Annotated in this window: 13 protein-coding genes; 5 read left to right on the top strand and 8 right to left on the bottom strand. The window is 69.0% G+C overall.

All coding sequences use genetic code 11. The annotated features are described in order from the left end of the window. Nucleotides 1-124: 124 nt before the first annotated feature. Nucleotides 125-1,246 carry a saccharopine dehydrogenase family protein gene (locus ACFQ0E_RS09205; RefSeq protein ID WP_386823358.1) on the top strand — a complete coding sequence of 374 codons (1,122 nt, stop codon included), beginning with the start codon at nt 125-127 and terminating at the stop codon, nt 1,244-1,246. Between the two features lie 228 nt (nt 1,247-1,474). On the opposite strand, the gene ACFQ0E_RS09200 is transcribed toward ACFQ0E_RS09205, so the two are convergent. Further along, on the bottom strand, nt 1,475-1,921 hold the full coding sequence (locus tag ACFQ0E_RS09200) for a thiol-disulfide oxidoreductase DCC family protein (RefSeq protein ID WP_386823357.1): 447 nt from the start codon (nt 1,919-1,921) through the stop codon (nt 1,475-1,477). After that, the gene (locus tag ACFQ0E_RS09195) at nt 1,918-2,463 is read right to left on the bottom strand and encodes a DUF4166 domain-containing protein (RefSeq protein WP_386823356.1); all 546 of its coding nucleotides are present in this window, start codon (nt 2,461-2,463) and stop codon (nt 1,918-1,920) included. Before ACFQ0E_RS09195 ends, ACFQ0E_RS09200 begins: the two co-directional genes overlap by 4 nt. Nucleotides 2,464-2,657: 194 nt before the next feature. On the opposite strand from ACFQ0E_RS09195, the gene otsB reads away from it, so the two are divergent. From otsB to ACFQ0E_RS09180, 3 genes are read left to right on the top strand one after another with little or no spacing between them, the layout of a single operon-like run. After that, on the top strand, nt 2,658-3,416 hold the full coding sequence (gene otsB / locus ACFQ0E_RS09190; RefSeq protein ID WP_386823355.1) for a trehalose-phosphatase: 759 nt from the start codon (nt 2,658-2,660) through the stop codon (nt 3,414-3,416). Continuing rightward, the gene (locus ACFQ0E_RS09185; RefSeq protein ID WP_386823354.1) at nt 3,413-5,218 is read left to right on the top strand and encodes a glycoside hydrolase family 15 protein; all 1,806 of its coding nucleotides are present in this window, start codon (nt 3,413-3,415) and stop codon (nt 5,216-5,218) included. Before otsB ends, ACFQ0E_RS09185 begins: the two co-directional genes overlap by 4 nt. Beyond that, a complete protein-coding gene (locus ACFQ0E_RS09180; protein WP_386823353.1) occupies nt 5,215-6,588 on the top strand; it encodes an alpha,alpha-trehalose-phosphate synthase (UDP-forming) in 1,374 nt (457 codons plus the stop codon). Before ACFQ0E_RS09185 ends, ACFQ0E_RS09180 begins: the two co-directional genes overlap by 4 nt. Nucleotides 6,589-6,600: 12 nt before the next feature. On the opposite strand, the gene pgeF is transcribed toward ACFQ0E_RS09180, so the two are convergent. Then, the gene (gene pgeF, locus ACFQ0E_RS09175; protein WP_386823352.1) at nt 6,601-7,383 is read right to left on the bottom strand and encodes a peptidoglycan editing factor PgeF; all 783 of its coding nucleotides are present in this window, start codon (nt 7,381-7,383) and stop codon (nt 6,601-6,603) included. Continuing rightward, on the bottom strand, nt 7,380-8,378 hold the full coding sequence (gene rluD, locus ACFQ0E_RS09170; RefSeq protein WP_386823351.1) for a 23S rRNA pseudouridine(1911/1915/1917) synthase RluD: 999 nt from the start codon (nt 8,376-8,378) through the stop codon (nt 7,380-7,382). Before rluD ends, pgeF begins: the two co-directional genes overlap by 4 nt. A 158-nt stretch (nt 8,379-8,536) precedes the next feature. Here rluD and ACFQ0E_RS09165 point away from each other — a divergent pair, with 158 nt between their 5' ends. Next, nucleotides 8,537-9,433, top strand: a complete 897-nt coding sequence (locus ACFQ0E_RS09165; RefSeq protein WP_386823350.1) for an outer membrane protein assembly factor BamD — start codon at nt 8,537-8,539, stop codon at nt 9,431-9,433. Nucleotides 9,434-9,520: 87 nt separating this feature from the next. On the opposite strand, the gene ACFQ0E_RS09160 is transcribed toward ACFQ0E_RS09165, so the two are convergent. The 4 genes from ACFQ0E_RS09160 to ACFQ0E_RS09145 all read right to left on the bottom strand — a co-directional run bounded on the left by ACFQ0E_RS09160 (nt 9,521) and on the right by ACFQ0E_RS09145 (nt 13,059). Further along, nucleotides 9,521-9,913 carry a hypothetical protein gene (locus ACFQ0E_RS09160; RefSeq protein WP_386823349.1) on the bottom strand — a complete coding sequence of 131 codons (393 nt, stop codon included), beginning with the start codon at nt 9,911-9,913 and terminating at the stop codon, nt 9,521-9,523. Between the two features lie 79 nt (nt 9,914-9,992). Next, nucleotides 9,993-11,627, bottom strand: a complete 1,635-nt coding sequence (locus ACFQ0E_RS09155) for an NAD+ synthase (RefSeq protein WP_386823348.1) — start codon at nt 11,625-11,627, stop codon at nt 9,993-9,995. Between the two features lie 45 nt (nt 11,628-11,672). After that, nucleotides 11,673-12,059: an acyl-CoA thioesterase gene (locus ACFQ0E_RS09150; protein WP_386823347.1), complete on the bottom strand. Its 387-nt coding sequence runs from the start codon at nt 12,057-12,059 to the stop codon at nt 11,673-11,675. Further along, complete coding sequence (locus ACFQ0E_RS09145; protein ID WP_386823346.1) at nt 12,049-13,059, bottom strand: ribonucleotide-diphosphate reductase subunit beta; 1,011 nt, start codon at nt 13,057-13,059, stop codon at nt 12,049-12,051. Before ACFQ0E_RS09145 ends, ACFQ0E_RS09150 begins: the two co-directional genes overlap by 11 nt. Nucleotides 13,060-13,093: the final 34 nt, after the last annotated feature.

Here is a 13,093-nt window from a genome sequence, read left to right as displayed (position 1 = left end):
AGACCGTGGATGGCGGGAACACGGACTCTACCGGCCGTGCCGCCAAGCTCGGCAATGCCGGACGTCATCCGCACGAGATCGGTTCAGCCGTGGGCCGTGTTCGCCCACCGGCTACCATGGGGTCATGCGCATCCTCGTCCTCGGCGGCTACGGCCTGTTCGGCAGCCGCATTTCCCGCACGCTCGCCCGCGATGCCGGCCTGACCGTGATCGTCGCAGGCCGCGACCGCGCGCGCGCCGAACGCCTGGTCACCAGCATCGACGCGCCGCAGGCACGGCTCGAGACGGCGGAGATCGACACTGCCGCCCCGGACTTCGGCGCGCGCCTCGCCGCCTTGCGCCCGGATCTGGTGATCGACACCGCCGGACCGTTCCAGGGTCGCGACTACCGCGTGGCCGAGGCCGCGCTGAACGTCGGCGCGCACTGCGTCGACCTCGCCGACGGTCGCGCCTTCGTGGGCGGCATCGGCACGCTCGACGAACGGGCGCGCGCAGCGGGCTGCTGGGTTGTGTCGGGCGCGAGCAGCGTGCCGGGGCTGCATGCGGCAGTGATCGCTGCGCACCAGCATCGTTTCTCCCGACTCGAACACATCGAGACCGCGATCGCGCCCGGCAACCGCACGCCGCGCGGCTGGGCGACGACGCTGTCGATCCTCGGTTACGTCGGCCACCCGTTCCGCATCCTGCGCGACGGCGTCTGGCGCACCGCATACGGCTGGCAGTCGCTGCGACGCCTGAAGGTCGACGGCGTCGGCGCGCGCTGGGCCGCACGCTGCGAGGTGCCCGACCTCGACGTGCTGCCCGCACGCTACCCGGATCTGCGCACGCTGGACTTCCGCGCAGGCCTGGAACTACGGCGCATGCATTTCGGCCTGTGGCTGGCGAGTTGGGCGGTGCGCGCGCGCCTGCTGCGCAGCATGCTGCCCTTCGCGAAACCGCTGTTCGCGATGAGCGAGTTCTGGCAGGACATCGGCAGCGACACCGGCTTCATGCAGGTCTCGATGCACGGCGCCGGCCGCGACGGCGCACCTCTGCGCCTCGACTGGACGCTCGTCGCGCGCGCAGGCGACGGCCCGCAGATCCCCGCCACCGCCGCCATTGTCCTCGCGCGCAAGCTCGCGCGCGGCGAGCTGCCCGGCGGCGGCGCGCGGCCCTGCCTCGACCTGTTCACGCTAGAGGAGTTCATGGCGGCGCTGGAGGGGTTCGCGATGACGGCGACGCTGCGAGAAACAACCCGAGGAGCGTGACTTCCCTTGTAGAGCGGATCGAAGATCCGCTGCGCACCTTCCGCAAACCGCCGAACCTGCCGTCGCGGTGGCGGTACAGGCGTCGGCGAGGGTGCAGCGGAGCTGCGCTCTGCTCTACAAACGCGGGTTGCTTTCCATAGAGCGGATCGAAGATCCGCTGCAGCATCGGAATACACCGCTTAACAAGGCGAGGCAGCGGGTCTTCGACCCGCTCTACAACAACCGCTTCTAGAGAAAACGCGCGCGCTCTTCGGGTGTCGGCACCATGCAGACGTCACGCCGCCCGAACAGGCGATAGCGGTTGCGCGCGATGAGGCGATACAGCGGATCGCGCACGAACCCCGGCAGCACGGCGGCGAGATGCGCGACACGCCAGAGGCCACCGAGCCCGGCGAGCACGCGGCGGATCGCGGTGCTGTCGGTCGAGACACGCGGCGCTGCGGCGTATCCCGGCGCGAGGTCGTATTCGACGAGCAGGAACGAGACCGGATCGTCCGGATCGAGGCCGTGGCGCGCGAGCAGCGCACGCCCGGCCTCGCCCTGCATCGCCGCGAAGCGGTAGCGCTGCCGGCGATCGTGGCGCAGCAGGAAGCGCACCCAGCCATTGCAGAGCACGCAGACGCCGTCGAAGACGATGACCGCGCCCGTGTCGGGTGGCCGCACGGGATCGCTCATGCGACTTCCAGCCAGCCCCGGTAGTGCACAAGCGGTCCCGCCAGCGGCAGCGCGGCGACTACTTCGAAGCGATAACGCTCGCCGTCGGCGAATTCCCGCGCACGCACCTGCGAGAACCACGCGACCGGCAGCGGCAGCAGGCCGAACACGCGCACGCCGGCGACGGTCCACACGATGTCGTGATCGAGGCTGGCCAGGCGGAAGCGGAAATCGACCAGGCCCAGGCGCTCGTTGAGCAACCCGTCGCCGGCCCACAGTCGGGAACGCATCGCGTGGCCGGCGACATGGCGTGTCCACTGCTCGCGGCCCTGCGCGGCGATGATCTCCACCTCGATCGGGCCAGTACCCGCTGGCGGCAGGCGCGTGGCCCAGGCGCAGAAGCGCGACAGCAGGCTGCGACCGCGGATCACCTCGACCTCGCCGCGCCACAGCGCGCGACCATCGCGCAGGTGAAGGATGCGCAGCGGCGCCGGCAATGCATCGAAGGCTGGGCCGAGTAGAGAAGCGAAAAGCGATGTATGCGGAATCACGTGCGTCGACATGCGTGCCCCCCTTGCCTGCGAGCCAACATCATCCAGCATCTCGATGCATCCTGCACGATCTGTCGTGCAGAATGCCGTGCGCACGGTCGTTTTCGGCCCCGTTTTCCAGCGCCATGCGTGCAGGAATCACATCATGCGGGCACGATGCGCACAGTTGACGATTCCGTAACGCTTATGCCATTAGTCTGATCATCATGGATGGTCTGGATGCAACACGACCACCTCCGCCCGCGCTGCATCGCGACCACGCACTGTTCCTCGACATCGATGGCAGCCTGGTTGAATTCGCATCGCGTCCGGAGTCGATAGTCGTTCCCGCAGCGCTTCGATCGACACTATCGCGACTGAGCGAATGGCTCGATGGTGCGCTCGCCCTGGTGAGCGGGCGCGAGGTGCACACGATCGACACCCTGTTCGCGCCCCTGCGCCTGCCTGTAGCCGCGTTGCATGGACACGCGCTGCGCACCGCCGACGGCGTGCTGCGGCAGACCACGCCCATCGCGGCCATGCCGGCGGTAGTCGCCGATGCGGCCACGCTGTGTCGCCAGCATGCCGGTGCGCTGGTCGAGGACAAGGGGGTATCGATCGCCCTGCACTGGCGCAACACCCCCGCCGCCGAGATCCCACTGCGCGCGTTCGCCGAAGCCGCACTGGCGCGCCTGCCGGGCTATCGACTGCAACCGGGCCATTGCGTGATCGAACTGGTCCCGGCGTGCGCGGACAAGGGAAGCGCCATCGCCGCACTGCTCGAAGAACCGCCCTTCCACGGCCGTCGACCGGTGTTCGTCGGCGACGATCTCACCGACGAACCCGGGTTCCGCACAGTCAACGCGCGTGGCGGCATCAGCGTCCTGGTCGGTGTACGCGCGGACAGCGCGGCCCGTCACGCCCTGCCCGATCCGGCGTCGGTACGCGACTGGCTGGGTTCGCTCACACACGGAGAATCCGCATGACCGACGCCACTGGCGCTGCATCGGAACGTGCCACGCTCGACCTCGGCATCATCGGCAACTGCAGCATCAGCGCCCTGATCGACGCGCGCGGGCGCGTGGTCTGGTCGTGCCTGCCGGCCTTCGATGGCGACCCCGTGTTCTGTGCCCTGCTCTCCCCGAAGATCGGCGGCGGCGTGCATGCCGTCGAGATCGAGGGGTTCTCGCATGCAGAACAGGCCTATCTCGGCAACACCGCCGTGCTGCGCACGGTGCTGTACGACGAGGATGGCGGGGCGCTGGAGATCATCGACTTCGCGCCGCGCTGGCGCGAGCACGAGCGGTTCTATCGCCCGGTGATGCTGGTGCGGCGCATCCGTCCGCTGCAGGGCCGCCCGCGGATCCGCCTCCGCGTCGAACCGCTGACCGGCTGGGGCGAACGCGTACCCGAACGCACCTGGGGCAGCAACCACGTGCGTTTCCTGCTCGACGGCATGACCGTGCGACTGAACAGCGATGCGCCGGTGCGGATGCTGCTGGACGCGCTGCCGTTCGTGCTGGATCGCGAATTGAACCTGATCCTCGGTCCCGACGAGACGCTGACGCAGCCGATCGCGCGCTTCGCGCAGGATGCCGAAAGACGCACGCGCGACTACTGGCACGAATGGGCGCGCACGCTGTCGATTCCGTTCGAATGGCAGGACGCGGTGATCCGCAGCGCGATCACGCTGAAGCTGTGCCAGTACGAGGACACCGGCGGCATCGTCGCGGCGATGACGACCTCGATCCCGGAAGCGCCGGACAGCACGCGCAACTGGGATTACCGCTATTGCTGGCTGCGCGATGCCGCGTTCGTTGTGCGCGCGCTGAACCGGCTGGGTGCGACGCGCACCATGGAAGACTACCTGCGCTACCTCTCCAACCTCGCGGTCAGCGAGGACGGCGACCTGCAGCCGGTGTTCGGCATCGCCTTCGAGCGGGAACTGCACGAGGACACGGTCGACGCCCTGGCCGGATATCGCAGCATGGGCCCGGTCCGGCGCGGCAACCTCGCCTGGATCCAGCCGCAGCACGATGCGTACGGCAGCGTGGCGATGACCTCGACCCAGCTGTTCTTCGACCAGCGGCTGAGCGCGCCGGGCGACGAGGCGCTGTTCAACCGTCTGGAAGGCCTGGGCGAGCGCGCATGGGCGCTGCACGACCAGCCGGATGCCGGACTGTGGGAGTTCCGCGGGCGCGCCGAGGTACACACCTATTCCACGGCGATGTGCTGGGCCGCCTGCGACCGTCTGGCGAAGATCGCGGGGCGGCTCGGCCGCGTCGAACGACAGGGCTTCTGGCGCACGCGCGCGGATGCGATCCGCGCACTGGTGCTCTCGCGCGGCTGGAACGCGGAACGCGGCCACTTCGTCGACGTGCTAGGCGGCGAGCGGCTCGATGCGAGCCTGCTGCTGCTCGAAGACATCGGCCTGGTCGCGGGCGACGACCCGCGCTATGTCGCGACGGTCGACGCCATCGGCCGCGAACTGAAGCGCGGCGATGCGCTGTTCCGCTATGTCGCCCCCGACGACTTCGGCGCGCCTGAAACCAGCTTCACCATCTGCACCTTCTGGTACATCGACGCGCTCGCGGCGATCGGCCGCATGGACGAGGCGCGCGCCCTGTTCGAACGCGTACTGCAGCGGCGCAACCCGCTGGGCCTGCTCTCCGAGGACCAGTCGTTCGAGGACGGCGAGGCCTGGGGCAATTTCCCGCAGACCTATTCGCACGTCGGCCTGATCATCGCAGCGATGCGCCTGAGCCGGCCCTGGCGGGAGATGGTATGAGCCGTCTGGTCATCGTCTCGAACCGGGTCGCGCTGCCGCAGGAAAGCCGGGCCGGCGGCCTCGCCGTGGCCCTGAACGCCGCGCTGCGCGAAGGCGGCGGACTGTGGTTCGGCTGGAGCGGGCGGCGCATGCGCGAGGCGTCCGGCACGCTGCACGAGGTGCGCGATGGCGATCTGCGCTTCGTCACCATGGACCTGTCCAACGAGGACCACGACGCCTACTACAGCAACTTCGCCAACCGCAGCCTGTGGCCGATGCTGCATTTCCGGCCGGACCTGGTCGACTACACCCGCGAGACCCACGCCGGCTACCAGCGCGTCAACGCCCTGTTCGCCGAGCGGCTGGCACCCCTGCTGCGCGAGGACGATACGCTCTGGGTGCACGATTACCACCTGATCCCGCTGGGCCGCTACCTGCGCGAGCGCGGCATCGGCTGCCGCATGGGCTTCTTCCTGCATGTGCCGCTGCCTTCGTCCGACCTGGTGTCGGCGCTGCCAGGGCATCGCGAGCTGTTCGGCGCGCTGGGGGCCTACGACCTCGTCGGCTTCCAGACGCGGCGCGACGTTGAGCGCTTCCGCGACTATGTGCGCCTGTTCGGCGAAGGGCATGCGCTGGAAGGCGACTGGCTGGCGAATTCCGACGGCCGCCGCTTCCGTGCCCGCCACTTCCCGATCAGCATCGACACCGCCGGCATCGCCGCGCAGTCCGCAGCCGGCGTGCGGCGCACCAGCGTGCGCCGGCTCCGCGCCAGCCTCGGCGATCGCGCGCTGGCGATCAGCGTCGATCGCCTCGACTATTCCAAGGGGCTGCCCGACCGCTTCCGCGCGGTGTCGCGACTGCTCGAACGGCACCCGCAGCATCGCGGACGGCTCACCTGCCTGCAGATCGCGCCGGCCTCGCGCAGCGACGTGCCCGAGTACCAGACGCTGCGCCGCGAACTGGCGGAACTGACCGGCCACATCAACGGCCGCCATGCCGAGCCGGACTGGACGCCGCTGCGCTACGTCAACCGCAATTTCTCCCACGACGTGCTGACCGGCTACTACCGCATCGCCCGACTGGGCCTGGTCACCCCGCTGCGCGACGGCATGAACCTGGTCGCGAAGGAATTCGTCGCCGCGCAGGATCCGCAGGATCCCGGCGTACTGGTGCTCTCGCGCTTCGCCGGTGCCGCGAACGAGCTGGGCGGCGCGCTGATCGTCAATCCCTACGACCTCGACGGCGTCGCCGATGCCATCGATACCGGCCTGGGCATGCCGCAGGCCGAACGCATCCAGCGCTGGCGCGCGATGATGGACACGCTCGAACACCACGACATCACCCGCTGGCGGCGCAGCTTCCTCGACGCACTGGCGGCGACGGACGGCTGAGCGACCGTGTCCTCACGAGGCGGGGGACGGATCGATCCAGACCAGCGTCACCATCCGCCCGGTGCGGGCGTCGCGACGATGCGAGAAGAATCGCTGCGGATCTGACAGCGTGCATACGTCGCCGCCGTACACCCGCGCCACGCCGGCACGAGCGAGGCGCATGCGCGCGATGGCGAACAGGTCCACGCGCCAGTGACCCGGACGGGTCGGCACGAAAGCGGTGTCGACGCAGGCATCCCAGGCGAGGAAGCGGTCGCGGACCTCGGCGCCGATCTCGTAGCGCTCCGGCCCGGCGGCGGGGCCGATCCAGGCGACCAGCCGATCCGGCGGCGTGCGCATCGCTGCGACCGTGGCTTCGAGCATGCCGGCGGACAGGCCCGGCCAGCCGGCGTGCGCAGCCGCGACCTCGCTGCCATCGTCGGCAGCGAAGACCACCGGCAGACAGTCGGCGGTGAGGATGGCGAGCACGGTGCCGGGCGTCGAGGTGACCGAGGCATCGGCGGCGGGTTCGGCGCCCTGCCCCGGGCCGTCGACGCGGACCACGTCGATGCCGTGCACCTGGCGCAGCCAGTGCGGCTCGGCCGGCAGGCCCGCGATCCGCACCAGTTCGGCGCGGTTGCGCTCGACCACCGCCGGCGCGTCGCCCTCGGCGGCGTAGCGGTTGCCGAGGTTGAAGGTGTGGAACGGCGCCTGCGAAGCACCCGCGCCGTGACGCAGCGTGGTGAAGGCGTGGATGCCGGGCGGCGCCGGCCAGTCGGCGTGGAGGAACGGACCCGGCCGCAGCGCCTCGCTCACCGCGCGCGCTCCTCGGCTTCGGCGGTGTCCTGGCGCAGGGTCGCGACCAGGGCCTGCATGTCGGCCGGCATCGGCGCGGAGCAGCGGATCGGCTCGCCGCTGACCGGGTGGGCGAATTCCAGCGTCTCGGCATGCAGGGCCTGGCGCTTGAAGCCGCGCAGGGTTTCGACCAGTTCGGTGGTCGCGCCCTTGGGCAGCTTCAGCGGCCCGCCGTACAGCGGGTCGCCGATGATCGGATGCTTGATGTGCGCCATGTGCACGCGGATCTGGTGCGTGCGCCCGGTCTCCAGCCGGCATTCCAGCAGGGTGTGGGCGCGGAAGCGTTCGCGCAGGCGGTAGTGCGTGATCGCCTCGCGGCCGTCCTCGCGCACCGCCTGGCGCAGGCGGTCACGGGGGTGGCGATCGATCGGCGCGTTGACCGTGCCGCCGGAGACCAGCGCGCCCAGCACCACGGCCAGGTACTGGCGGTGGACCTCGCGCGCCGAGAGTTGCTCGACCAGCGCGGTGTGCGCCGGCAGGGTGCGGGCGACGACCATGACCCCGGAGGTGTCCTTGTCGAGACGGTGGACGATGCCGGCACGCGGCAGCGTGGCCAAGGCCGGGTCGCGGTGCAGCAGCGCGTTGACCAGGGTGCCGGCCGGGTTGCCGGCGCCGGGATGGACTACCAGGCCGGCCGGCTTGTTCAGCACGAAGACGTCGGCGTCCTCGTGGAGGATGTCCAGCGCGATGTCCTCGGGCTCGGAATGGGTCTGGATCTCCAGGACCACGGTCAGGGTGACGGTCTCGCCGCCGCGCACCGGGTCGCGTGGCCGGGCCTCGCGGCCGTCGAGCCGGGCGTCGCCGGACTTGATCCACTCCGCCAGCCGCGACCGCGAGTATTCCGGGAACAGTTCGGCCAGGACGGCATCGAAGCGTCGGCCGGACGCGGCATCGGGCACGACAGCCGTGCGCGGCGTGGACTCCGGGATGGCAGCGGCAAGGGGGGAGGTGGTCATCGGAACTCCAGGCGAGCGGCGGTCGAACGGCGGGGCGGACGCCGCGGGCAGCGCGCGGCGGTCGGGACGGGGCCCGGGCGGCCGGTTGGGCCGGGTTAACGGGTCGCACCCGCCGGGGCTGGTATTATCGCCCGCTCACCCGTCCAGCAGCAGCCCGCATGCCCCACCTCCGCCTGTCCCTGTCCGCCCTCCTGCGTCCGTCCCTGCTGCTGGTCCTCGCCCTCGCCGTGGGCACCTCCGGTTGCGCCAAGCTCAAGGGCGCGTTCAAGGACGAGAAGGAAAACGAGGGCCTGCCGGTCACCGAGCTGTACAACAAGGCGCAGCGCTCCGTCTCCAACCGCAACTACGATGCCGCAGTGCGCACCTTCAAGCGTCTGGTCGCGCAGTATCCCTACGGCGCGTACACCGAGCAGGCGCTGATCGAAACCGCCTACGCGCAGTACAAGATGGGCAGCAACGAGGACGCGATCTCCACGATCGATCGCTTCCTGCGCACCTATCCGACGCACCGCAACGCCGCGTACCTCTACTACCTGCGCGGCCTGGTCAACTCCAGTCGCGACACCGTGTTCCTGCAGCGGGTGTGGAAGCTCGACGCCAGCCGTCGCGACCTGGCCACGCCGCAGCAGGCCTACAACGACTTCAAGCTGGTGGTCGAACGCTATCCGAACTCCCGCTACGCCGCCGACGCCACCAAGCGCATGGGCGAGCTCAGCGACCTGTTCGCCCGCCACGAGATCGAAACCGCGCTCTACTACCTCCGCCGGGGTGCATGGGTCGCCGCCGTCGAGCGCGCCGAGTACATGGCCGACACCTATCCGCAGAGCGCCTACGATGCCGACGGCATCGCGGTGAAGGGCGTGGCCTACACCGCGCTGGGCAACACCGCCCTGGCGAACAGCGCGCGCGAACAGCTGCGCCAGCGCGCACCGCAGCACCCGTGGCTGGCCGACGACGGCAAGTGGCCGGACCATCCGTCGAACTTCCGCAAGCTCAATCCGTTCGCCAGCGAGAAGTCGGCGATCGACCGCGACCGCAAGGACAAGGACGACTGAGGCCGCGACTGCGGCCGGGTCGATCCACAGAAAAGCCGCCGGCTCCCACCGGCGGCTTTTTTCATGCCATCGCAATGACTGCGGGCGTCACAGCCGGTCGGCGGCGGCCAGGCACTGCGCCTCCTGCTCGACGAGCTCGCCGACCAGCCACTGGCTGAAACCGGTCGATTCGAATTCCAGAAAGCCCTCGGGCCAGCCTACATCGATGCGCCAGCGCCACGGGCCCATGTCTTCGCGCTCATCGTTTTCATGCGTATCGTCTTCGGTACGCAACGAAACACGGGTGATGCCACCGATGGCGAACGCGCTCATGCCAGCACTGCAGGCGACGTAATCCAGCGCGAAACGCAGGCCGAACACCTCGTGGAACTGCAGCATCGCCTGGGCAACGCGATACGGACCGCCGGCCCGATCCGGGTGCGCCACGATGAAGTCCAGATCCAGCTGCAGCTCGGCGGTGCCGTCGCCGTTGTCGAACATGCGGAACCCGTGCGCATGCACGCCCTGCCAGGAGAGCGCATCGAAATCGGCGGTATGCCAGCGCACGGGCGTGCGGCGGTTACGCGATGTAGCCGTTGGTGATCGGATAGCGCCGCTCGCGGCCGAACGCTCGGCGCGACACCTTCGGTCCTGGCGCGGCCTGGTGGCGCTTCCACTCGGAAATGCGCACCAGTTTCAGCACGCGGTCGACCGTGGCGCTATCGAAGCCGGCACGGACGATCTCGTCGCGCGACTGTTCCTGGTCGATGTGGCGCTGCAGGATCGCGTCGAGCACGTCGTAGGGCGGCAGCGAATCCTCGTCCCTCTGGTTCTCGCGCAGTTCGGCGGTCGGCGGACGCGAAATCACCGCCGGAGGAATGACCGGTGCGCCGCCGACGGTGTTGCGCCATTTCGACAGAGAAAACACTTCGGTCTTGTACAGGTCCTTGATCGGCGCGTAGCCGCCGCACATGTCGCCGTAGATCGTCGCGTAGCCGACCGCGTACTCGCTCTTGTTGCCGGTGGTCAGCAGCAGGCCGCCGAACTTGTTCGCCAGCGCCATCAGGATCGCGCCGCGCGTGCGCGACTGCAGGTTTTCCTCGGTCACGTCGACCGCCTGCCCATCGAACGCCTGCGCCAGCGAATCGAGATAGCCCTGGAACGGTTTCTCGATCGGCACGGTCAGCATCTTCACGCCCAGCGCGCGGCACTGCTCGTCGGCCAGATCGTTGGACAGTCCGGCGGTGTAACGCGACGGCAGGCGCACGGCGGTGACGTTGTCCGCGCCGAGCGCATCCACCGCCAAGGCGAGGACCATCGACGAATCGATGCCGCCGGACAGGCCCAGCCAGGTCTTCGTGAATCCGTTCTTGCGGCAGTAGTCCTGGATGCCGCGCACGATCGCGCGCCAGGCCAGGGCATCGCGGCTCTCGTCGCCGTCGTCGATCCACTGCACCGGCAGGAAACTGCGCGCCTCGCGGTCGTAATCGACCACCAGCCACTGGTCGGTGAACGCGGCTGCGGCGGGATGCACGTTGCCATCGCCGTTGGCGACGACCGAAGCGCCATCGAACACCAGCGCGTCCTGCCCGCCGACCACGTTGAGGTAGGCGATCGCCGCACCGGTCTCCTGCGTGCGCTGCGCGAGCAGGGCATCGCGCTGGGCGTGCTTGTCGCGCTCGAACGGCGAGGCGTTCGGCACCAGCACCAGTTCGGCGCCCTTGCGCACGGTGCTGGCGATGGGCTCGGCGAACCACAGGTCTTCGCAGATGATCAGCCCGACCGGCACGCCCTTGACCTCGAACACGCAGTCCTCGCGGTCGGGATCGACATCGAAGTAGCGGCGTTCGTCGAACACCGCGTAGTTCGGCAGTTCGCGCTTGCGATAGGTGCATTCGACGCGGCCGTCGCGCAGCACGCTGGCGGCGTTGTAGACCACGCTGCCGGCGGCCTCGGGCCAGCCGACCACGGCCGTGATGCCGCCGGTCGCCGCCTTCGCCACCGTCTCGATGGCCTGCGCGCAGTCGCGCAGGAAACCGGGGCGGATCAGCAGGTCCTCCGGCGGATAGCCGCACAGCGCCAGCTCCGGGAAGAGCACGATGTCCGCGCCGTACTCGTCGCGGGCCTCGGTGATCATCATCGCGATCCGCTCGGCATTGGCGCGCACCGCACCGACGGGAAAATCGAATTGGGCGAGGGCGATCCGGAGGGTCATGCGCGGCTCCACTGTGCGATGGCGCACAGTGTACCGCTGCCCGACTCACCCGCCGACCGCTGCCGGCCTGCCCGCCTCATCCAGCGCGATCATGGTGAATCGCCCCCGGGTGCACAGCCGCCGGGTACCGGCGAACGCGTCCTCGGTGTGCAGCTCGACATCGATCTGCATCGAGCTGCGTCCCACCTCGGTCACGCGGGCGATGAGTTCGAGCAGTTGCCCCTGGCGCACTGGCACATGGAAGTCGACCTGTTCGGAGCGCGCGGTGACCACGGTCCGGCGGGCAAACCTGGTCGCCGCGACGAACGCGGCCTTGTCCATCCACGCCAAGGCCTGGCCGCCGAACAGGGTGCCGAGGTGGTTGGTGTGGTCGGGGAACACGATTTCCCAGAATCGAGCCTCACGGGGTGCTTCCACGGGCTCAGAACGCATCGTCGAACGCTACGGCACCGCTGATGCCGACCTGGTAGGCCGAGACGCGACGCTCGAAGAAGTTGGTCAGTTCCTGCACGTCCTGCAGATCGAGGAAGGGAAACGGATTCTTCGCGCCGAACTCCGGCCCGAGGCCGAGCGCGGCGAGGCGCTGGTCGGCGACATAGCACAGGTACTGGCGCATCTCGCCCGGCGACAGGCCGTTCACCCCGCCCGACAGCACGTCGTCGGCGAACGCGGCTTCCACCTCGATCGCTTCGTGCAGCATCCGGCGCACGTCGCGCTCCATCCCGGCATCGAACAACCCGGGATCCTCCTGGCGCGCGGTGCGGATCACCTCGAAGGCGAAGGCCATGTGCCCCGACTCGTCGCGGAACACCCAGTTGGTGCCGGCAGCGAGGCCCGGCAGGAGGCCGCGCGAGCGCAGGAACCAGACATAGGCGAAGGCGGCGAAGAAGAACAGGCCTTCGATGCAGCAGGCGAAGCAGATCAGGTTGAGCAGGAACTGCCGGCGCTGTTCACGCGTGTCCAGTCGCTCCAGCGACTGCACCGAATCCATCCAGCGGAAACAGAAGTCGGCCTTGGCACGGATCGAGGGAATGTTCTCGATGGCAGCGAAGGCTTCGTTGCGCCGCTGCGGATCCGGGATGTAGGCATCGAGCAGCGTCAGGTAGAACTGTACGTGCAGCGCTTCCTCGTAGAGCTGGCGCGACAGGTACATCCGCGCCTCCGGCGCATTGATGTGTCTGTAGAGATTCAGCACGAGGTTGTTGGCGACGATGCTGTCGCCGGTGGCGAAGAACGCGACGAGACGCTCGATCAGGTGACGATCGGATGGCGACAGTTTGTGCTGCAGATCGTTGAGGTCGATGCCGAAATCGATCTCCTCCACCGTCCAGGTGTTACGAATCGCATCGCGGTACATCTCGTAGAAGGTCGGGTAGCGCATCGGCCGCAGGGTGAGCGCGAAGCCGGGATCGAGCAGGTGTTGCGTGGTCATGGTGTTCTCCCCTCCCCCGCCACGCGGGGAAGGA

The sequence above is a fragment of the Lysobacter brunescens genome, assembly GCF_042677005.1.
In the GTDB taxonomy this organism is placed as follows: domain Bacteria; phylum Pseudomonadota; class Gammaproteobacteria; order Xanthomonadales; family Xanthomonadaceae; genus Lysobacter_I; species Lysobacter_I brunescens.
The sequence above is the reverse complement of the archived record's forward strand: the minus strand, read 5'-3'. Positions and strand labels throughout refer to the sequence as shown.

What these genes read in the sequence shown, in the direction of transcription:
- ACFQ0E_RS09205 (WP_386823358.1), top strand. Translation starts at nt 125, where the DNA reads ATGCGCATCCTCGTCCTCGGCGGCTACGGCCTGTTCGGCAGCCGCATT.
- ACFQ0E_RS09200 (WP_386823357.1), bottom strand. Translation starts at nt 1,921, where the DNA reads ATGAGCGATCCCGTGCGGCCACCCGACACGGGCGCGGTCATCGTCTTC.
- ACFQ0E_RS09195 (WP_386823356.1), bottom strand. Translation starts at nt 2,463, where the DNA reads ATGTCGACGCACGTGATTCCGCATACATCGCTTTTCGCTTCTCTACTC.
- otsB (WP_386823355.1), top strand. Translation starts at nt 2,658, where the DNA reads ATGGATGGTCTGGATGCAACACGACCACCTCCGCCCGCGCTGCATCGC.
- ACFQ0E_RS09185 (WP_386823354.1), top strand. Translation starts at nt 3,413, where the DNA reads ATGACCGACGCCACTGGCGCTGCATCGGAACGTGCCACGCTCGACCTC.
- ACFQ0E_RS09180 (WP_386823353.1), top strand. Translation starts at nt 5,215, where the DNA reads ATGAGCCGTCTGGTCATCGTCTCGAACCGGGTCGCGCTGCCGCAGGAA.
- rluD (WP_386823351.1), bottom strand. Translation starts at nt 8,378, where the DNA reads ATGACCACCTCCCCCCTTGCCGCTGCCATCCCGGAGTCCACGCCGCGC.
- ACFQ0E_RS09165 (WP_386823350.1), top strand. Translation starts at nt 8,537, where the DNA reads ATGCCCCACCTCCGCCTGTCCCTGTCCGCCCTCCTGCGTCCGTCCCTG.
- ACFQ0E_RS09160 (WP_386823349.1), bottom strand. Translation starts at nt 9,913, where the DNA reads ATGTTCGACAACGGCGACGGCACCGCCGAGCTGCAGCTGGATCTGGAC.
- ACFQ0E_RS09155 (WP_386823348.1), bottom strand. Translation starts at nt 11,627, where the DNA reads ATGACCCTCCGGATCGCCCTCGCCCAATTCGATTTTCCCGTCGGTGCG.
- ACFQ0E_RS09150 (WP_386823347.1), bottom strand. Translation starts at nt 12,059, where the DNA reads ATGCGTTCTGAGCCCGTGGAAGCACCCCGTGAGGCTCGATTCTGGGAA.
- ACFQ0E_RS09145 (WP_386823346.1), bottom strand. Translation starts at nt 13,059, where the DNA reads ATGACCACGCAACACCTGCTCGATCCCGGCTTCGCGCTCACCCTGCGG.